The organism is Acinetobacter sp. 12966 (assembly GCF_031196995.1).
In the GTDB taxonomy this organism is placed as follows: Bacteria; Pseudomonadota; Gammaproteobacteria; order Pseudomonadales; family Moraxellaceae; genus Acinetobacter; species Acinetobacter geminorum.
Window position 1 is genome coordinate 1 of sequence record NZ_JAVIMC010000048.1, and the last position, 19833, is coordinate 19833.

The window sequence follows — 19833 nt, forward strand, 5'->3', positions numbered from 1 at the left end:
CAATCAATAACAAGTATGATAAAAAAGTGCTATGATGCTCTGCAAGTTAACATGTTGAATTTTAAGCACCCATAAAAGTGCTGATGTGGACAACCATGACAAAACGCAGAGTAAAACCAGAACATGTGCGACGTGAAGAAATCATGAACGCTGCACTCGACGTAATTTATGAAGTGGGGTTATCCAATACCACCATTGCACAAATTGCAAAAAAAGCCGAGCTGTCGACCGGCATTGTCAGCCATTACTTTGGCGACAAACAGGGGTTGATAAATACCTGTATGCAAGAAATGTTAAATGTTCTGCGTCGTAAAACCGAACAGTACAGAGCAGAAGCAGATTCGCATCCAGAGAGCCAAATTAAGGCCATTATCGACTCTAACTTTGACATTAGTCAGGTCAATGAAAAAGCAATGCGGGTCTGGTTGGACTTTTGGTCAGCAAGTATGCATGTACCAGACTTAAGCCGCTTGCAAAAGATTAATGATCAACGCCTGTATTCCAACTTAAAGTTTTATTTTCTTAAGTTAATGGATGAACAACAGGCCAGTGTTGCCGCTAGAGGTTTGGCAGCATTGATTGATGGATTATGGTTACGAGGCAGTTTAAGCCGTCATAACGAATTTGACAGCAACCTTGCTCGTTCCATTGCTTACGATTATGTACAAACGCAATTGCAATTTGCGAACAAGCCTTTGCAGGAGAGACAAAATGAGTGATGTACAAGTTCATCAATTGTATATCCATGGACGCTACGTTAAAGCAACCAGTGGTAAAACATTTAATAGTATTAACCCTGCCAACGGCGAGACAATCGCGACTCTTCAACAAGCTTCTGAACAAGATATTGAAGCTGCTGTACAAAGTGCCCAACAAGGACAAAAAATCTGGGCTGCCATGACTGCCATGGAACGTTCACGTATTTTACGTCGTGCTGTCGACATTCTTCGTGAACGTAATGATGAGCTTGCCCGTCTTGAAACACTCGACACAGGTAAAGCTTTTAGCGAAACATCTACAGTCGATATTGTGACTGGCGCAGATGTACTCGAATACTACGCAGGACTTGCAACAGCCATTCAAGGTGAACAAGTTCCACTTCGCGAATCAAGTTTCTTTTATACACGCCGTGAACCTTTAGGCGTAGTTGCCGGTATTGGTGCTTGGAACTATCCAATTCAAATCGCATTATGGAAATCTGCCCCTGCCCTTGCTGCCGGTAATGCCATGATTTTCAAGCCAAGCGAAACCACCCCACTTACTGCATTTAAACTTGCAGAAATCTATACAGAAGCTGGCGTACCAGACGGCGTATTTAACGTGGTGCAAGGTGCGGGTCGTGAAATTGGACAATGGCTGACTGAACATCCCGTGATTGAAAAAATCTCATTCACTGGTGGTGTGGAAACTGGCAAAAAAGTCATGGCAAGTGCCGCTGGTTCTACGCTTAAAGAAGTGACTATGGAACTCGGTGGTAAATCTCCACTGATTATTTGTGAAGATGCTGACCTGAACCGTGCCGCAGATATTGCCGTTATGGCAAACTTCTTTAGCTCAGGTCAGGTATGTACTAACGGTACACGCGTATTTGTTCCAAAATCACTTTTAGCCGACTTTGAAAAAGCTGTTGTAGAGCGTGTAAAACGTATTCGCATTGGCGATCCAATGGCTAAAGACACAAACTTCGGACCGCTCACTAGCTTCCCTCATATGGAAAAAGTGTTGTCCTTCATTGAGTCAGGCAAACAACAAGGCGCTAAAGTGTTAATTGGCGGTGGCCGCGCAACTGAGGGTGAACTTGCCAAAGGCGCTTATGTACTACCGACAGTATTTAGCGACTGCACTGACCAGATGGCGATTGTTCAAGAAGAAATTTTTGGACCGGTTATGAGCATCTTAAGCTATGAAACCGAAGAAGAAGTCATCCGTCGTGCTAACGACACCACCTTTGGTTTAGCTGCTGGCGTTGTTACTCAAGACATCAGCCGTGCTCATCGCATTATTCACCAAATTGAAGCTGGTATTTGCTGGATTAACACTTGGGGCGAATCGCCTGCCGAGATGCCAGTCGGTGGCTATAAACAATCTGGTGTAGGTCGCGAAAATGGCTTAACTACGCTTGGGCACTATACCCGTATCAAATCTATTCAAGTTGAACTTGGCGATTATCAAAGCATTTTTTAATGCCTCCATCGCTTTAAACACTTCAACCTAAATCACATATGCCGAGCAGTCTTTATAGATTGCTCAGGCAAACTGTTAGTAAAAAAAGGATAGTTATGAATATTAAAGAATATGATTACATTATTATTGGCGCAGGATCTGCCGGAAATGTACTCGCTGCGCGTCTTACTGAAGACAAAGATACCACCGTTTTACTCTTAGAAGCGGGTGGACCAGATTATCGCTTGGATTTCCGTACACAAATGCCAGCAGCTTTGGCTTACCCTCTTCAAGGCCGCCGCTATAACTGGGCTTATTTAACCGACCCAGAACCACACATGAATAACCGTCGTATGGAATGTGGTCGTGGAAAAGGTTTAGGTGGCTCATCTTTAATTAATGGTATGTGCTATATCCGCGGTAACGCAATGGATTTAGAGCAATGGTCAACTCATAAAGGCCTTGAAAACTGGTCTTATGCTGACTGTTTACCTTACTACAAAAAAGCCGAAACTCGTGATATTGGTGGCAACGACTATCATGGTGATAGCGGTCCAGTATCCGTTGCTACGCCTAAAAATGGCAACAATGTGTTGTTCCATGCCATGGTTGAAGCAGGTGTACAGGCAGGTTACCCGCGTACTGATGACTTAAACGGTTACCAACAAGAAGGCTTTGGTCCAATGGACCGTACGGTAACCCCTAAAGGTCGTCGCTCAAGCACTGCACGCGGTTATTTGGATATGGCAAAAGGTCGTCCAAACCTCACTATCTTGACCCATGCTACAACCAATAAAATCTTGTTTAATCAAAAGCAAGCGATTGGTGTTGAATACATTATTGGTGCTGACCAAAACAACTTACAACGTGCCTTGGTTAAACGCGAAGTATTACTTTGCGCAGGTGCAATTGCGTCACCACAAATTTTACAGCGCTCGGGTGTGGGTCAAAGTACCTTCTTAAAATCAATGGACATTGATGTGGTTCATGATTTGCCGGGTGTAGGTGAAAACCTGCAAGACCATTTAGAAATGTACTTACAGTATAAATGTAAGCAACCCGTTTCTTTGTACCCTGCGTTAAAATGGTATAACCAACCTGCAATTGGTGCCGAGTGGTTATTTAACGGCACAGGTATTGGTGCAAGTAACCAGTTTGAAGCAGGCGGATTTATCCGTAGTTCGGATGAGTTTACATGGCCAAACATCCAGTACCATTTCTTGCCAGTTGCCATTAACTACAACGGTAGTAATGCAGTGAAAGAACATGGTTTCCAAGCTCATGTAGGTTCAATGCGTTCGCCTTCACGTGGTCGAATCAAACTTAAATCGAAGGATCCATTTGAGCATCCAAGTATCTTGTTTAACTACATGTCGACTGAACAAGACTGGCGTGAGTTCCGCGATGCAATTCGTATTACGCGTGAAATCATGCAGCAACCTGCGCTTGATCCATATCGTGGTGAAGAAATTAGTCCGGGCAAACATTTGCAAACCGATGCAGAGCTTGACGACTTTGTTCGTAACCATGCAGAAACAGCTTACCATCCGTCTTGTAGCTGTAAGATGGGTGAAGATGAAATGGCTGTTGTAGATGGTCAAGGTCGTGTACACGGTATGAAGGGTTTACGTGTTGTCGATGCCTCAATTATGCCGCTAATTATTACCGGTAACTTAAATGCAACCACCATCATGATTGCCGAGAAAATTGCAGACCAAATTCGTGGACGTGAAGCGTTACCACGTTCAACTGCACCATTCTATGTAGCATCATAAAATCTCAAAGGGCATATTTCTTATGCAGAGATATGCCCTTAATTTAATCTTTATAGAACCAATATTAATAAGAACTATGTATGACAGAAAATAAGCGCCTGCGAAGAGCTTATTTACATAAATATGGTATGAAATAAAAATTAATCGATTTTTATAGGCAAATATTCTTCAATTGATCAAACTCCAATCAAATCTAAATTATTTTTTAAATTTCAAATACTTATATAACATAAATCAACTTAAATTATCTTATCAAAGCTCAATTTGGTTAAATATAAATCATATTTATGATTTTGATGAACTCCATTTATTATAAAAATTGTCTTGTCAATGCAAAATTAGTCTAAAATATAGAGTGTTTGCGATAATCCCAAGTAATTTTTATTTTTTTCAAGATTCTCTGTTTTAGAGAATTTACTTTCGCATTTATATCCTTTTTGTCTGGATACGCTGTCTAGGTTTCCTCACACCTTAAGTGACTCAAATAACTTATTTTAAGGTCCCCCTTACATGAAAAAGTTTTTGAAATACCTTCTGGTATTAATCATTCTTATTTTAATTGCAGGTATTGCGTTCTTGTTTAGACCTACAACGTCAAAACAAGTTGAAACTGCAAAAGATGAGCCAGTAGTTGATGCTGTTCTTGTTGGCGGCGGCATCATGAGTGCTACTCTTGGTACTTATTTAACTGAGCTTGAACCAAACTGGCAAATTCGTATGTTTGAGCGTCTTGATCAAGTTGCTCAAGAAAGTTCAAACGGCTTTAACAATGCCGGAACAGGCCACTCTGGCTTTATGGAAATGAACTATACCGAAGAGAAAAACGGTAAGATGGAAATTGCCAAAGCTGAAAAAGTTGCTTCTCAATTTGAAGTTGCTAAACAGTTCTGGTCATATCAGGTAAAACAAGGCGTTTTAGCTGAACCGAAATCATTCATTAATCCAGTTCCGCATATTGCTTTCGTTTGGGGCGATAACGTTCAATTCTTAGAAAAACGTTATGCTGCCATGATTCAAAGCCCGTTGTTCAAAGGTATGAAATTTACTGAAGACCCTGCTGTTATTAAACAATGGGCACCTTTAGTCATGAATGACCGTGATCCAAGTCAAAAAGTTGCCGCGACCCGTATGGATGTTGGCTCTGACGTAAACTATGGTTCAATCACTAAACAATTAGTGGGTCATTTAAATCAAAACCCGAATTTCAAATTACAGACATCAACTGAAGTGACTGGCATCAGCCAAAATGATGACAAAACTTGGACTGTGTCTTTCAAAAATTTGAAAACTGGTAAAGTAGATCACGTTAAAACACGTTTTGTATTTATCGGTGCAGGTGGTGCAGCAGTTAAATTATTGCAACTTACTGGTTTACCAGAAGCTAAACAATATGCTGGCTTCCCTGTTGGTGGTGAGTTCTTAATTACTGACAACCCAAAAATTACTGCTGAACACACAGCAAAAGTATATGGCCGTGCTGAACTTGGTACACCTCCAATGTCTGTACCACATATTGATACGCGTTATATCGACGGTAAAAAATATGTATTGTTTGGCCCATTTGCAACGTATTCAAACAAGTTCCTGAAAAATGGTTCTCAGCTTGATTTACTTGCATCAACCAACAAAAACAACGTTTTACCAATGACGACTGTTGGCTTGGAAAACCTTGATCTTGTTAAATACTTGGTTAGCCAAGTCATGATGTCAGATGAAGACCGTCTCAATGAACTTCGTAAATACTACCCAGATGCGAAAGCTGAAGACTGGCGTTTAAGCCAAGGTGGTCAACGTGTTCAGATCATCAAGAAAGAACCGGGTAAACCTGCAACACTTCAATTCGGTACAGAAATCTTTGCGTCTAAAGATGGTGCTGTAACTGCATTGTTAGGCGCGTCTCCGGGTGCTTCGACTTCTCCATACATCATGCTTAACTTGCTTGAAAAAGCTTTCCCTCAGCAAACTGAAGGTAAGTGGAACCAGAAGCTTCATGAAATTGTAGTATCTTATAAACAAGACTTAAGCAAAGATCCTGTGTTACTCGACAAAGTTCGTCAGTACACAAGTTCTACACTTGGCTTGAACTATACATCTCCGTTCAAGGCTGCAAACGATGAAACTGCTGCTGCCCCAGTTGCAAAAGCAAACTAAGTTTGACGATGTATAAATAAAATTCCAAAAGGATGAATTTCGATTCGTCCTTTTGTTTTTTAAGCCCTCAGCTGAGATATTTAGATTCACTATGACGCCTTTAAAATCATCACCTCGCCTTTTGTCATTTGGTTTTAAGCTCGTGCTTTTTTTGCTGCTGGCTTATCTTTTGCTAAGCGGTTTTTATATATGGATGATTGGTGGTACAGCAATTTACATCAGCTCAGCCGTACTACTTGCCATCACCGCTTATGCATTTAAGCTCGGTAAATATCAAAAACTGTGTTCTGTTTTAAATGTGCTGATGAGTGCAGTCGCGTTATATTTTAGTACTGCTCATTTATTTTTCTCCCCTGTTCAATTCTTTATATTTTTACCTGCCTTATTTTTTGTACTGTTAGCTTTTGCTCGACTAGAAAAAGTTCGCAGCTTATCTAAGATTTTATTATTCATCAGTTTATTGGTTTGGTCAGGCATACATTTTATGCAACTTGAACAACTTAAAGCGTATTATAAAACGCAGCACACTGGCGAAAGTTGGCAGCAATTTGGCGCGTTATAAGATCATTTTTTATTCAATGTGTTCAAATAAATACCTCATCTTTTTCACGTGAAGTTCATCAGTAAAACTGAACATCATCTACAGAAATCCTCTTAAGAAAAAATATTCATAACAATCTAATTTATTTAGAAATATATCGAGCATATTCGCGATTGAACACAATCCATCTACACGCTAGATTAGCTGAATTATTTTTCTCCCTTTACGTTGTAATTTATGAAAATTTTAGATGGCGGTTTAGGCCGTGAATTGGCTCGCCGTGGCGCTCCGTTTCGTCAACCAGAGTGGTCTGCTCTTGCACTCATTGAAGCACCTGAAACAGTAAAAGAAGTCCACCTCGACTTTATCAACGCTGGTGCAGAAGTCATTACAACCAATAACTATGCGGTTGTGCCATTTCATATTGGTCAAGAACGCTTTGAAACCGACGGTGTGCGTTTAATTAAAGTTGCGATTGAACAAGCAAAAAATGCAGTTAAAGAAAGCGGCAAAAATGTCAAAATCGCAGGCTGTTTACCACCGTTATTTGGTTCTTACCGCGCCGACTTGTTCCAACCGGAACAGGCTAAAAACCTTGCTGAGCCAATTATTAACACATTGGCACCAGAGGTAGATTTCTGGCTCGCTGAAACTCAATCATGCTTAAAAGAAGTTGAAACAGTCCATGCATTATTGCCACAAGATGGTAAAGACTATTGGGTGTCATTTACGCTGCAAGATGAGATTAAACAAGAACAAGCATTACTTCGTTCAGGCGAAAATATGCAACAAGTGGCTGACTTTATAAAGCAATCAAATGCCAAAGCAGTGTTGTTTAACTGCTGTCAACCTGAAGTGATCTTGCAAGCGATTAATGAAATTAAAGGACTTATTCCTGCGTCTGTACAGATTGGTGCTTACGCCAACGCGTTCCCACCGCAAGATGAAAGCGCTACTGCCAACGATGGTCTGGATGAAATTCGTAAAGACTTAGACGCTCCAGCTTATCTTGGTTTTGCTAAACAATGGCAGCAAGCAGGTGCAAGTTTAGTGGGTGGTTGCTGCGGTATTGGACCAGAACACATTGCTGAACTTTCTCAATTTTTTAAAGAATAAATACTATGTCTGCTGCCAAAATCGGATTATTGTCTCTTACAGCGCTGGTCTTTAGTTCTATGGTGGGGTCAGGCGTCTTTAGCCTCCCCCAAAATATGGCTCAGGTTGCCAATGGTTCTGCCCTTCTAGTCGCATGGCTCATTACTGGGGTCGGTATTATTTTCTTGGCCCTCTCATTGTTACATTTAACGCGTCAACGACCAGACCTTGACGGCGGTATTTATAATTATGCACGAGAAGGCTTTGGAGACCTGATCGGGTTTTGCTCAGCGTGGGGCTATTGGTTGTGTACTACCATTGGTATTGTCGGCTATGTAGTCATTGCCTTTTCAGGCGTCGGCATGTTTACCGATGGCAAAGACCATATTATTTTTGGTGAAGGTAATACGCTTTATTCACTGATTGGCTCAAGCATTTTTGTGTGGATGGTGCACTGGTTAGTGAGTCGAGGCATTAAAGAAGCTGCGATTGTGAATTTACTGGCAACTATTGCCAAAATTATTCCAATGGTGGTTTTTATCTTCTTTACCTTTATTGCCTTTAAGTTTGATTTGTTCAAACTCAACTTACATGACTTTTCTTTGCAAGTTCCACTTTGGCAGCAAGTGAAAGACCTGATGTTGATTACCCTTTGGGTATTTACCGGTATTGAAGGTGCTGTAGTTTTATCATCACGTGCAAAAAAACGTCATGATATTGGTAAAGCAACTATTTTAGGTGTTTTGCTGGCATTAAGTTTTTACGTGATGGTGACCGTATTGGCTTATGGTGTGGCGAGTCGTGAAGCGCTTGCTGGCATGCACAACCCATCAATGGCGACCATTTTACAGCAACTGATCGGCTTGCCGGGTACTATCATTATTACCATTGGACTCATTATTTCAGTTGCATCGTCTTATTTAAGTTGGACTTTATTTGCCACTGAAATTCCATTTTTGGCTGCAAAAAATGGTGCTTTCCCGAAATTATTTTTAAAGAATAATCAAAATAATGTACCGATTTCATCACTTTGGCTGACGACGCTTGTGGTACAAGGCTCACTCATTGCCGTGTATTTTTTCAATAAAAACTACACTCAGCTTTTATTGATTTCATCGGTCATGATTTTGCTACCTTATTTTCTGGTATCGGCTTTTTACCTTAAAGAATCCATTCGCCATAAACGCACGCCTCATATTGCGATTGCAAGCGTTGCTTCAATCTATGCGCTTTGGTTGCTCTATGCCGCAGGACTAGACTTACTACTCTTGTCTGGTGTGTTGTATTTGGTCGGCTTGGTTATTTTTTCAATCAGCTACTTTGAGCATAAAAAATCGCTCAAACAAAATCAGCTAAATTAATTATTTCAACCACTGTTGACCCAGTTCAGCAGTGGTTTTCTAAGAATAAAACTCTCTACTTTGAAGACTGCGACTGCTTTAAATGCAATCGTAAAATACGCCGTAATTCTAAAATTGCTTCAGGGCTAGTTTGAATCGAATGGCCACCTTTAATGATCAGCTCCGACTGCTCCCCACCTAAATGTGAACTTTGATACGGCACAATCCCATCACTGCTTTTTAACTTATCAGTTGTCCCATTAATATTACCCATAATCGAGTGATAGACCACTTGTGGCGATGGTTGAATAGCTTGAGTCAACTGCATAAAGTTAGAAGAGCGACTTAAATTACTTGCCCCATTTTCAATTAATCCTTTTCTGAGTTTTGTATTTTTCTCATCTCTCATTTCGACTGCAATAAAAAAGTCAGTAGGCAAACGAATAACACGGCGGGCAATTTGGGTAAACCATCGGTCAGCGTAGTCTGTACCATGATGCGGTGCCGAAACAAAAACAACTCGATTAAAATATGGCAAAGCCTTGAACTGAAAACGCTCTTGAATTACCGGATTTTCTTTTAAACGGTTTAGCTGTGCTTCATTCATTTTTTGCATGGCTTGCTCTGAAACATCGGCATTGCTCACCAGTAAACGGCTAATCACTCCACCCATACTATGCCCAACTAACACTGCATCGTGTGCAGCATAACTGTCTTTAGCAACATTTTGAAAAGCCTGATTCAGCAAAGAATAAATCTGAAAACGACTTTCAAAAATCGGCATATTGGTTGAATAAAACACTTGCCAAACTTGATAGTTTTTCCTTAATTCAGCATCGCCCATAATGTCATTGGTTAGGCTCACCCACGCCTCTGGGCTACTTGCTAAACCATGAATAAACACAATAATTTTCTTATTCGGGTTAAAAGGTTCCAGCATATATAAATGCGGCATGATTAAATTGGCTTCTTTATTAATTAAAGACCAATAACCTGCTGCGCCTAAATTATATTTCGATAACCACAGCCCATAAGGTGCCGAATAGTTTGCAGTCAGTGGATAGTCCACACCTTCAATTTTTACACGGTCTTGTCGATATGGATCGAACATTGAAATTTCTAACTCTGCCCCAGCAATGACCTGATCGGCTGTGGCTTTTTGTTTTGGGTATGCAATCGCAGTAGCAGGAAAGAAGCGAGGTAAATGAATATTAGGGTTGGCTTGATGAGCATAAAAATTATTGGGGTCTAAAATGAAGCCGTGATTCACATCATTTTCTTTACGCCCAACAATAAACTCTGCCCCCAAACCATCCTTACGGTTAACGGTATTAAAGCCAGAAAAGTTCATGTTATAGCTGGAGCGAAAAGTATCGACTTCAATTTTTTGTACATCTAACGCGTGGTCAAAATTGACGTGGTACTCATGCCCATCTGCTTTCAGCAGTGGTGGAAAGCGATGCGTATTTAAATGATTAAAATACGTGGTCATGAGCTTTGACAAGGCGACGTTATAAAAAATACGTACCTGATTTTGGCGATGGTCAAACACCCGATCGAAAGGCGACTCTTCAGAGTCAAATAAATAGACATAACTATAGCGTAAGCTTTTATCGAACAGCGCTAACTCTTGCTCAACGCAACTGTTACTTTTATTAATGACATTACACTGGCTACTACGTCCGACATCTAAAGCTTTTGCCAAGTAAATTTCACTCAGCGCAGCATAGCGTTCTTCTCGGCTGCTATTTTCGGACAGGCTCTGAACCTTATTTAAACAATCATCAAAATTTTGTAGGCAAGTTTTTTCATCTTCTTTGACCAAATACAGTAAGTTTTGGGTTTGATGACTTAAGGTGCCGTCAGTCAGAATACTTTCATTCTTACTTTTTAAAGCATTGCTTAAATTACTTTCTTTTAAATGAATGACCTGACAGCCACTGAGCAAAGCCATTATTGTTATGATTGAATAATGGTAAGACTTTGTCATTCTGCCTTCCTTAATCGAATGTATTCCCCATCTGGTCATTATGCCTGTAAAGCAGTGAACGAACAATTTCGACTCCGCTTCCGTCTTCCTTTATTTCAAAAAAAAGCCTGAACTCATTTTAATTCAGGCTAATTCGTTATTTTTTCAAATCAAGCTTGGTTGAACTTTTGCTGTGAAGCTAAATAAGAGAAATACAAAATTGGTAAGATAAACGGCGCTACACTCCAGAAATCAAAATAGACATAGAGGATCGCTCCCAAGAAAGCACCAATCACAAAACCAATTACAATACTGGCGCTTTTTAGAAAACTTGCCCGATTGGCTGCATTATTGTTTTTAAGTAAGTTGGCAATATCAATCCCAAGCTGGGTAGTGTTGCCTGTCATCATAGTGCTTGGGCTAATATTTTTAATAAGGGTTTTGCTTGAAGTATTACGAATAGCCAAAGCAATTAAACCTAGCCCACCCGTTACTGCAACTGTTAGCGCATCCGGATCTTTAAATGGCTCGAAGTAAAGCCCTGCCACCATAAAGGCACATAGAAAAATAGCTTCAAATAAAAATAAATAAGACAACGTTTTGTGCTTGACCTGACTGCGGTCAATCAACAGTTTGGTAATAACAACGGTCAAAATAAATAGCGGGATTGCTGCGAGCTTTATCCATACCCCCGAGCCACCTTTAACCCATGCTGCCCCTGCCAACACTAAGTTTCCCGTCACATGCGCGGTGAAAAAGCCAAACAGCGCAATAAAGCCAATAGTATCAATTGCCCCACCCACCATGGTGAGTAAAACAGGATCTCGACATATTGCCCAGGTACTTTCTGTGTCTTTTTTAATTGGGGTATCTGTCATATAAAATATCCTGTTAAATTAAAACTTTAAAGCAATTAAGTTGTATATAAATGATTTAAAAATGAATAATACTAAAGCGTTTATGAAAGCAAAAAACTATGTAAAAAAATAGGGTGCGTAATGTCGTAACACTGTCTTTAAAATGGCAACAATCAAAATTGACTATTTTTAAAACACTAAACTGTTCTCATCCTTAAATCAATTTGACCTCCAAAACTGTTCTAACTATGATGAAGCCGCTAGTTGAAATCAACTGGTTTTTGACCTGAAAAAGTTATGCCAGAATATGGATAATCAATAACAACAATCACGAGTAGATATATGTCACTTTATAATTTTTCAGTTTTTTTAGGGGGATTATTATTTGTATCTGTTGCCTTCGCGGGTCAAAAAAACAGTCCTCATCGTGATTTCTATCTGAAATGTATTGCTGCTGGTCACAGCCGTGCAAGCTGTACTTGCATTTATCATCGTTTAGAACGTCAATACTCACCTAAATTTATGAATAAACTTGGAAATTTAAGTTTACAAAGTCCTGAAATACCGCGTGATTTTGTAAAAACCATGCGTCGTACCATGCAACAGTGCCGTTCTTAACTTTACCAGTGCATTAAAGCAAATCAGCCAAATTCCTAATTTCCTCCATCACCGCCTTACACGCAGGTGTTAAATAGCCATGTTTAGAAATAGACAAAGAAATATAGCGCTTGAGCGCAGGATTAATAATTTTTGCGGCTTGAATTGAGGTGTATTGGCTGGCTTTTTTTAATGCTTGCGGCCCTAGCATGGTATACATGCGAGACTCGGAAACCAAATGGGTTTGCAAACTAATCGAGTCAGCTTCAAAAACAATGTTCAGCTCTACCCCATTTTCATAAGCCATGTGGTCTAAAAAATTACGCCAGTTACTTGGCCTGCAAAACGTGACCAGTGGTAACTGACTTACCTCTTTAAACTCGACTTGATTGGCCTGAGTTAACTCATCACCTTCGCAGCCGACTAAATAAGTATCGGCTTCGGTAAGGTAAACATCGCCTTGTTTAGGTGTCGGGTTAAAGCGATAGAGAATGGCTAAATCGACACTGCCATCTTCAAGCCATTTTTCTAAATGTACCCCTTGCCCTTCACGCACCGACAGTTTAATTAAGGGATATTTTTGTTGAAGGACTTTATAAAGGGTCGATAACAACGGATGCGCAGTAGATGGCAAACTGGCAATACGAACTGTACCAATCGGTGTATCGGTCGAGTGCAAAATTTCATTATTGAGTTGATCGGTTACGTTCAGCCATGAACGAATTTTAGGAAGTAAATGCTGGCCTAAGTCGGTGAGTTCTACGCCACGTCCAGTTCGGTTAAACAAACGACCGCCACATTGCGCTTCAAGCTCGTTCATTTGCCGACTGATTTGCGGTTGGTTGGTATTATGCAGCATCGCGACTTTGCTTAAGCTACCGAGTTCCACCGCGTCTAAAAATATTTTCCATAATTCATAATTCATCGATTCTTCCTAAATCGTAAATTGGCAATATTTTGAGCCATACATTTTCAGTATAACTGAAATTCAAGAATTGGTAATTCCTACATAGCTCACCTATTTCTATACTCCAATCATGTTCTCTACAACACGATTTAAGTCAGATTAAGAACCAGAGAATATTTAATTACACTGTATAGGAAGTACGATTATGAGTTTAGATTTACGTGGATTAACCCCAGCACCTGTGACTCCTTTTACCCGCGACGGACAAGTAGACCATAATGCAATTCAACGTTTAGGTTCATGGTTAGGCAGTATTGATGGTGTGAAAGGCTTGGTTGTTCTTGGGCATGCAGGTGAAGGAACATTCTTGTCGCAAAAAGAACAAATGCAAGTCATCGAAAGCTTTGTTAAATCGGTAGATGACAAAATTCCGGTAATCGCAGGGATTACACTCGAAGGTACTTCGGTTGCAGCAGAAGAAGCAAAACGCGCAGTCAGCGCTGGTGCTTCGGCAGGTTTGATTTACCCTTCACATGGCTGGTTGCGTTTTGGCTATCAAAAAGGCGCACCGCAAGACCGCTATAAAGCAATTTATGAAGAAAGTGGTTTGCCATCTATTTTATTCCAATATCCAGATGCGACTAAAGCCACTTACGACCTTGAAACTCTACTCGATATTTCTGCACAGCCAGGCGTGTTTGCCATGAAAAATGGCGTGCGTAACATGCGCCGCTGGGATGTCGAAATTCCGATTATTCGCCGTGAACGTCCAGACTTACAGGTGTTGACATGCCACGATGAATATTTGCTTCACACCATGTTTGATGTAGACGGCGCTTTGGTTGGCTATGGCAACATTGCCCCTGAACTGTTAATTGAAATGATTAAAGCAGGTAAAGCTAAAGAATATGCTAAAGCTCGTGCGATTCACGACCAATTATTACCAGTGACTCGCAATGTTTATCACCGTGGTTCACACATGGAAGGCACAGTCGCGCTTAAACATGCACTGGTTGCTCGCGGCATTTTGGACCATGCCACTGTGCGTTCGCCTCTGCTTCCACTGGCAGATGGTGCTGAGCAAGAAATTCATGATGCGATGCGTCAAGCTGGAATTGGCAAGGTCGATTTAACCCAAGCCGTTGCTTAAATTCTATTCGGGCTAGCATGTACGCTAGCCTTTTTTTCCTGTACGCTGCCTGAGGCCAAACATCGGGCATGTCTCTTAAAAACAATAATAAAAAGCATGCAAACTGTGGTGAACAGGTAGTGCGAAATAGAACAAAAAAACTACGAGGAATGTAGTAATAAGGAGATAGAAGATGACAAATCTAGCGGATGTAGAACAAATTAGTCATCATCAAAAAAATGCGGAAATTATTGCAAGACTTGAACGGCTACCCGTCACTGGTCGATTGCAATTTATGCGTATTACCATTGGTATCGCGACCTTTTTTGACGCTTATACTGTTCTAGCAATTGCCTTTGCTTTACCCCAACTCATTACCGAATGGCATCTGACGCCTGCCTATGTCGGTGCGATCATTGCCGCGGGCTATGTCGGGCAACTGGTTGGTGCGATCTTTTTTGGTTCTCTTGCCGAAAAAGTTGGTCGTTTAAAAGTGCTGTCTTTTACCATTTTACTGTTTGTAGCAATGGACATTTCTTGTCTGTTTGCTTGGAGCGGAATGTCGCTGTTAATTTTCCGTTTCTTGCAAGGTGTGGGAACAGGCGGCGAAGTACCTGTTGCGAGTGCCTATATTAATGAGTTTATTGGTGCAGAAAAGCGCGGTAAGTTTTTCTTGCTCTATGAAGTTTTATTTCCACTTGGTCTTATGTTTGCAGGCATGGCAGCGTTTTTTCTGATGCCAATTTACGGCTGGAAAGTCATGTTTATTGTGGGCCTAATTCCATCGTTACTGGTGATTCCTTTACGGTTTTTCTTGCCTGAGTCACCACGCTGGCTTGCTTCCAAAGGCCGCTTTAAAGAAGCCGATAAAGTCGTCAAAAGCTTTGAAGACGGTGCCATCAAAAGCGGTAAAACTTTGTCTGAACCTGTGGTTAAAGAAATTAACCCTCAAGGCATGGCAAAAACCGACTGGCGTGAGCTGTTCCGTGGCATTTACCGCAAACGTACCTTTACCCTGTGGGGCATGTGGTTTTGCGTGTATATGGTGAACAATGCCATGGTGACTTGGCTGCCATCTCTCTACAAACAACACTTTGGTCTGTCGCTGCAAACCAGTTTAGGTTATGGCTGGATTACCTCGGGCGTGGGTGTGATTGCCTCTATTATCTGTGCGTTAATGATTGATAAAGTCGGCCGCCGTCCTTGGTACAGTGCAGCGTTTTTCTTGGCAATTATTCCACTCATGAGCCTCTCAATTTTAGGTGCAAAATCGGCGATGGAAGTTGTGATTTTAGCAACGCTGAGCTATGCCATTTTGCAAACTATTTCCTTCTCTTTATACCTCTACGCTGCCGAACTTTACCCTACTCGCCTACGTGCGATGGGCATTGGTTTTAGTACCGCTTGGTTACGTGCCGGCTCTGCAATTGGGCCTGTGATGGTGGGTCTCGTGGTTGGTGGCTATGGCATTCAATATGTATTTAGTGTGCTTGCCGTTGTAGCGCTCATTGGTGGTCTAGTGACTTTCTTGTTTGCCATTGAAACCAAAGGCCAAGTGCTCGAAAAACTCTCTCCTTAACTCATCCATTTCATAAAAAAGCTTGCCTAACCTCAGCGTTAGGCAAAGGGCTTATTCATGCTTAAAAAAGGAATTTAAAATGAATAAATATTTGCTATGGGGCTGTATTGGTTTAGGCAGCGTGAGCAACGCTTATGCAGAGCTTCCTCAAGAATTTGGCAAGTTAGAATTAAAACTTAACACCCGTTACTGGAACGATGAAGGCACTGCCCACCCCACGCTTGCCAACCCTTCGCCTTCGTCAAGTGAATATGAACAAAGTGCGTTAGGGCTTGAGTTAAATTATCAGTCACCGTACATGTGGGACTGGCTTGGGGTAGATGGCTCACTCTATGCAGTCACCAAGTTATTTGACTCTGGCAAGCCTAGCGCTCAGCTTTTAGAGGTCGAAAATAACGGCAAGCTCGATCAAAACTTTGCCACTTTAGGACAGCTCTATATCAAGGCAAAACTCGGCGACAGAGGCCAAATTAAATTAGGTCGCCAGTTACAAGACTCACTGTTGCTTAAAAGCACCAATAACCGCGCTGTGCCCGATACCTTTTCGGGTGCGAGTGGTCAGTTTCAATTGAATGATCAGCTACAGACTTACATGGCTTACTATGACCACTGGAAACCGCGCAGCATGGACTCTTTTGAAAAACTGGTGACTGAAAATGACGAGCACATTGATTATGTCGGTTTGCTTGGTGCCAAGTACCAGTACAAAAACTGGAGCCTGAATGCCGAGTATTTAAATAGCAAAGATTATTTAAAAAAGTACGGGGCGATTGCTCAATATAAATTGCCCTTGCATGGCCTTGTGTGGACATTCAACACAGGTGCTTTTTTCTCGCGTGACGGTGGCAAGCTGTTTAAATGCGGTGCCGAAACCGAGCTAGACTGTGTCAAAGGCCAAGACATTAACAACCGTGGGAATGGTTATTTTGTCGATATAAATGTGGCTAAGAATAACCTAGAAGGTGGTATTGCCGTTTCAAAGTTTGATGGTTTTTGGATTGAAGATAACTTTGCCGTGCACTCCGCCCGCAACTCGGTTTTAACGCAAGACCACGGCACCAACCCGTTTCCGACCTCTGCGACCATTGGCCCTGACTTTACCAATAACGATGAAACTGCCGTTGCCCTTCGCTTAAAATATAACTGGAAAGACTATGTGAAAGGTTTAAAAACCGAGGTGAAGTATATTTATGGCTTTGGCGCTCACCAAAGTAACATCAGCAGTGATATTGAAGGTAAAGAGCGTTACTTTGACTTTACGGTGAGTTATGCCTTGCCATGGGTTAAAAACTTAGATGTGCGTTATTCATTTTTGCATTATGAGTCAAAGTTTGAAAATGCAAACCTAGGTGAAAAAATAAATGGTATGACCCGTAAAGATTGGGACCAACACCGTGTATTTATTAATTACCGTTATACATTTTAAGAGTAAGCTAAACGTTTAGTTTAGCTTTATTATTTTTATTAATTTATGGCTTTAAATAGATTAACTTTTGAGTTTAATTAAAATATAAATTTATATTTAAAATTTTTATAATATTTTATTTAAATTGAATTGACCTGTTAAAAACTTATGATTATTATGGTCCCGCTGGCCTACATTGCCAGTCGGTTTTGACAGACCGAGTATACAGCGTATCAGGTTTATACTTCCTGAGTATCAAACTTGTGCGCAACCTGCACCTCCCCCTTACCGTTGCGGTAGGACGGGAGGGGGACGCGCTTGCGCGTGCTGGTGTATACCCAGTCTGTCAACCCCTTCTCGTTCTACCACCATAATCAATTGACGGTGATTTTTGGTGGTAGAGCTCCATACATTTTAAGGAGTTGACCATGCCACTATATATATTTATCCCCTCTCCCTTATAAACTTTTTATTTATTTAAAATTTAGGTTTTCTATTATCTAAAGTTTTAAATCTATAAGTTATTTTTATTTTAAAATTTAAGTCATTTTATTTTATTGCTTTTATAGGCGGGTTAACTATTGCCTTTAAAAATGATTTTAAAAATTAAAATATAGCGGTTTATTTTTTCTCATTGAGATATCCCCAAATCATCACGAGAATAATATGAAATTTTATAAAACTATTTTGGTTTTAGGCCTCGTTGTCGGTGATTACAGCGTTTCGGGTTGTGACCTCCGCACACAGCAGGAGTTTGAAAAAATTTGCCTGTCTGGTGGGCACACCCAAGCCAGTTGCGACTGTATTTACCAACGGCTTGAACAAGTGTATTCGCCTAAGCTTATGCAACGTCTAGAACATGTCAGTTTGCAAAGTCCTGCTCTCCCACAGGACTTTGCCCCTACTTTTTTTAGCGTGATGCGGCGGTGCGATAAAAACGACATGGGCTAAGCGTTTGGCTTAGCTCCCTTATCTCTGTGCCGCAATGGTGGATGACTTTAAATCAGCGCAAAAAATTAAAGTTCTATTGTGGCACGGGGGCCTTGGAAAGTTATATTATTTATATTTAAAACTATCCAAACAATATCTAAAAAATCAATATATTATATCAATATCATTCTTACTTACTTCTCTTGAAATGATAGAAAATAAATTTTAAAAACACTGAAACTTAGAATCTTCAAAAAAGATAAAAGAGTATTTGATGAACTAGAAAATATCTTTATAAATTGTGGCATTTGTTTGTAAAACCTTGATCATCCTTTTTGTCCTCTTGAAGATAGACAGTTTTATCTTTAATACAAAACCCAAAGGTTTGTAAGACTGTTCCTTCTTTTGTCACTATTAAATAATAGGCATGATTATCTAGAATATTTTTCTTTTTATAATCTTCAATTGAGATTTCCTTAAAACCTTCATAATTTTGATATTTAAGAATATTTTTATAAGTTAAACCATCTTTCTCAAACTCTTCTAAACTATTAACTTGATAGGCTAAAATAACTATATCTTTATTTTTGAAACTGAATAGTAGATTTTTTGACTCAATTGAACCAGTTAGTTGAGGTTCACTTTTTAAGATAGAACATCCTGAGCTGAGTAAAATTAAAGATGAAATAAAAATCAACTTAATACTATTTATAATATCCATATTTATATCCTAGCTTAAAGCTTCCTCAATTTTTGTTTTATAAAGCTCTATAACTTGCGTTAAATTATGGTTTTTAATGTTAGCTTTATTATTCTTGCTTAATAAACCCATTCCACCATGCTGAATAGCCCAATAATCGGAGACCATTTCAGCTTGCTGTTCTAAGTTATAATCAACAAATTTTTTCGGAAGTGTCTCAACTAAGTTAGGCATTATTTTCGAAGGATATTTTTTTGTTTCGAAGATATTGTAATCATTAGGATTGGTACTCTTTAATCTGGCACATGCTTGAACTGCTCCCGCATGAATTAATACTTTTAACTTTTTTTGGTGTTGCCAAACATGACCCATTTCATGAAGAAAAATTTTTTTAAAATCATCTGTTTCAGTACTATAATCACTTTTATATAATTTTTGCATTACATAAACATTACCATTAGGTGTCACTAAAGTATCAACATCTTGTGCATCAAACGGAAAATAACTACCTAAATATATTTTAATTTTAGAGCAATCAATACTATTTTTATATACTGATTGTACAAGTTTCACCTCACCAGAAGTAAGGGGACGATTGGGTAAGCTGAGTTTTACTTCTTGAATACTTCCTTTTTTTGTATTTGTAAAAATATCAGATAATGTTTTCTTTTGTTCATATAATCCCATAAACCCTC

Annotated in this window: 17 protein-coding genes; 12 read left to right on the top strand and 5 right to left on the bottom strand. The window is 40.0% G+C overall.

Annotated elements, in window-relative coordinates; translation table 11 throughout:
• Nucleotides 1-95 precede the first annotated feature (95 nt).
• The 7 genes from betI to RFW85_RS06705 all read left to right on the top strand — a co-directional run bounded on the left by betI (nt 96) and on the right by RFW85_RS06705 (nt 9086).
• Nucleotides 96-719: a transcriptional regulator BetI gene (betI, locus tag RFW85_RS06675; protein WP_005070763.1), complete on the top strand. Its 624-nt coding sequence runs from the start codon at nt 96-98 to the stop codon at nt 717-719.
• A complete protein-coding gene (gene betB, locus RFW85_RS06680) occupies nt 712-2184 on the top strand; it encodes a betaine-aldehyde dehydrogenase (RefSeq protein ID WP_078224601.1) in 1473 nt (490 codons plus the stop codon). Before betI ends, betB begins: the two co-directional genes overlap by 8 nt.
• 95 nt (nt 2185-2279) lie before the next feature.
• The gene (gene betA, locus RFW85_RS06685) at nt 2280-3938 is read left to right on the top strand and encodes a choline dehydrogenase (protein WP_086400188.1); all 1659 of its coding nucleotides are present in this window, start codon (nt 2280-2282) and stop codon (nt 3936-3938) included.
• 510 nt (nt 3939-4448) lie between these two features.
• Entirely contained in the window at nt 4449-6089 is a 1641-nt protein-coding gene (gene mqo / locus RFW85_RS06690; protein WP_309171269.1) for a malate dehydrogenase (quinone), read from the top strand.
• Between the two features lie 91 nt (nt 6090-6180).
• Nucleotides 6181-6651 carry a hypothetical protein gene (locus tag RFW85_RS06695; protein ID WP_170248868.1) on the top strand — a complete coding sequence of 157 codons (471 nt, stop codon included), beginning with the start codon at nt 6181-6183 and terminating at the stop codon, nt 6649-6651.
• Between the two features lie 216 nt (nt 6652-6867).
• Complete coding sequence (locus RFW85_RS06700; protein WP_170248867.1) at nt 6868-7746, top strand: homocysteine S-methyltransferase family protein; 879 nt, start codon at nt 6868-6870, stop codon at nt 7744-7746.
• A gap of 5 nt (nt 7747-7751) precedes the next feature.
• Nucleotides 7752-9086, top strand: coding sequence for a basic amino acid/polyamine antiporter (locus tag RFW85_RS06705; RefSeq protein WP_170248866.1), 1335 nt, complete (start codon nt 7752-7754; stop codon nt 9084-9086).
• A gap of 55 nt (nt 9087-9141) precedes the next feature.
• Here the strand turns inward: RFW85_RS06705 and RFW85_RS06710 are convergent, their stop codons facing one another.
• Entirely contained in the window at nt 9142-11055 is a 1914-nt protein-coding gene (locus RFW85_RS06710; protein ID WP_216076559.1) for a triacylglycerol lipase, read from the bottom strand.
• Between the two features lie 149 nt (nt 11056-11204).
• Nucleotides 11205-11912 (bottom strand): YoaK family protein, encoded by a 708-nt coding sequence (locus RFW85_RS06715; protein ID WP_170248865.1) that lies wholly within the window; start codon nt 11910-11912, stop codon nt 11205-11207.
• 321 nt (nt 11913-12233) lie between these two features.
• On the opposite strand from RFW85_RS06715, the gene RFW85_RS06720 reads away from it, so the two are divergent.
• Nucleotides 12234-12509, top strand: coding sequence for a hypothetical protein (locus RFW85_RS06720; RefSeq protein WP_130173819.1), 276 nt, complete (start codon nt 12234-12236; stop codon nt 12507-12509).
• A 13-nt stretch (nt 12510-12522) separates the two neighbouring features.
• Here RFW85_RS06720 and RFW85_RS06725 read toward each other — a convergent pair whose 3' ends face one another.
• Complete coding sequence (locus RFW85_RS06725; RefSeq protein WP_170248864.1) at nt 12523-13413, bottom strand: LysR family transcriptional regulator; 891 nt, start codon at nt 13411-13413, stop codon at nt 12523-12525.
• 187 nt (nt 13414-13600) lie between these two features.
• On the opposite strand from RFW85_RS06725, the gene RFW85_RS06730 reads away from it, so the two are divergent.
• The 4 genes from RFW85_RS06730 to RFW85_RS06745 all read left to right on the top strand — a co-directional run bounded on the left by RFW85_RS06730 (nt 13601) and on the right by RFW85_RS06745 (nt 18459).
• Complete coding sequence (locus RFW85_RS06730) at nt 13601-14545, top strand: dihydrodipicolinate synthase family protein (protein WP_309171270.1); 945 nt, start codon at nt 13601-13603, stop codon at nt 14543-14545.
• Between the two features lie 172 nt (nt 14546-14717).
• Nucleotides 14718-16103: an MFS transporter gene (locus tag RFW85_RS06735; protein WP_309171271.1), complete on the top strand. Its 1386-nt coding sequence runs from the start codon at nt 14718-14720 to the stop codon at nt 16101-16103.
• 79 nt (nt 16104-16182) lie between these two features.
• Nucleotides 16183-17529: an OprD family outer membrane porin gene (locus RFW85_RS06740; RefSeq protein WP_309171272.1), complete on the top strand. Its 1347-nt coding sequence runs from the start codon at nt 16183-16185 to the stop codon at nt 17527-17529.
• 645 nt (nt 17530-18174) lie between these two features.
• Complete coding sequence (locus RFW85_RS06745) at nt 18175-18459, top strand: hypothetical protein (RefSeq protein ID WP_004842151.1); 285 nt, start codon at nt 18175-18177, stop codon at nt 18457-18459.
• A 271-nt stretch (nt 18460-18730) separates the two neighbouring features.
• Here the strand turns inward: RFW85_RS06745 and RFW85_RS06750 are convergent, their stop codons facing one another.
• Nucleotides 18731-19159, bottom strand: coding sequence for a hypothetical protein (locus RFW85_RS06750; protein ID WP_044101117.1), 429 nt, complete (start codon nt 19157-19159; stop codon nt 18731-18733).
• Between the two features lie 9 nt (nt 19160-19168).
• A complete protein-coding gene (locus RFW85_RS06755) occupies nt 19169-19825 on the bottom strand; it encodes a hypothetical protein (RefSeq protein ID WP_044101118.1) in 657 nt (218 codons plus the stop codon).
• Nucleotides 19826-19833 lie beyond the last annotated feature (8 nt).

Bases quoted from the DNA above. Each gene is read 5' to 3' on its own strand.
- RFW85_RS06735 (WP_309171271.1), top strand. From the start codon at position 14,718: ATGACAAATCTAGCGGATGTAGAACAAATTAGTCATCATCAAAAAAAT.
- RFW85_RS06705 (WP_170248866.1), top strand. From the start codon at position 7,752: ATGTCTGCTGCCAAAATCGGATTATTGTCTCTTACAGCGCTGGTCTTT.
- RFW85_RS06740 (WP_309171272.1), top strand. From the start codon at position 16,183: ATGAATAAATATTTGCTATGGGGCTGTATTGGTTTAGGCAGCGTGAGC.
- mqo (WP_309171269.1), top strand. From the start codon at position 4,449: ATGAAAAAGTTTTTGAAATACCTTCTGGTATTAATCATTCTTATTTTA.
- RFW85_RS06730 (WP_309171270.1), top strand. From the start codon at position 13,601: ATGAGTTTAGATTTACGTGGATTAACCCCAGCACCTGTGACTCCTTTT.
- RFW85_RS06755 (WP_044101118.1), bottom strand. From the start codon at position 19,825: ATGGGATTATATGAACAAAAGAAAACATTATCTGATATTTTTACAAAT.
- betB (WP_078224601.1), top strand. From the start codon at position 712: ATGAGTGATGTACAAGTTCATCAATTGTATATCCATGGACGCTACGTT.
- RFW85_RS06720 (WP_130173819.1), top strand. From the start codon at position 12,234: ATGTCACTTTATAATTTTTCAGTTTTTTTAGGGGGATTATTATTTGTA.
- RFW85_RS06695 (WP_170248868.1), top strand. From the start codon at position 6,181: ATGACGCCTTTAAAATCATCACCTCGCCTTTTGTCATTTGGTTTTAAG.
- RFW85_RS06710 (WP_216076559.1), bottom strand. From the start codon at position 11,055: ATGACAAAGTCTTACCATTATTCAATCATAACAATAATGGCTTTGCTC.
- RFW85_RS06745 (WP_004842151.1), top strand. From the start codon at position 18,175: ATGAAATTTTATAAAACTATTTTGGTTTTAGGCCTCGTTGTCGGTGAT.
- RFW85_RS06700 (WP_170248867.1), top strand. From the start codon at position 6,868: ATGAAAATTTTAGATGGCGGTTTAGGCCGTGAATTGGCTCGCCGTGGC.
- RFW85_RS06715 (WP_170248865.1), bottom strand. From the start codon at position 11,912: ATGACAGATACCCCAATTAAAAAAGACACAGAAAGTACCTGGGCAATA.
- RFW85_RS06725 (WP_170248864.1), bottom strand. From the start codon at position 13,413: ATGAATTATGAATTATGGAAAATATTTTTAGACGCGGTGGAACTCGGT.
- betI (WP_005070763.1), top strand. From the start codon at position 96: ATGACAAAACGCAGAGTAAAACCAGAACATGTGCGACGTGAAGAAATC.
- betA (WP_086400188.1), top strand. From the start codon at position 2,280: ATGAATATTAAAGAATATGATTACATTATTATTGGCGCAGGATCTGCC.
- RFW85_RS06750 (WP_044101117.1), bottom strand. From the start codon at position 19,159: ATGGATATTATAAATAGTATTAAGTTGATTTTTATTTCATCTTTAATT.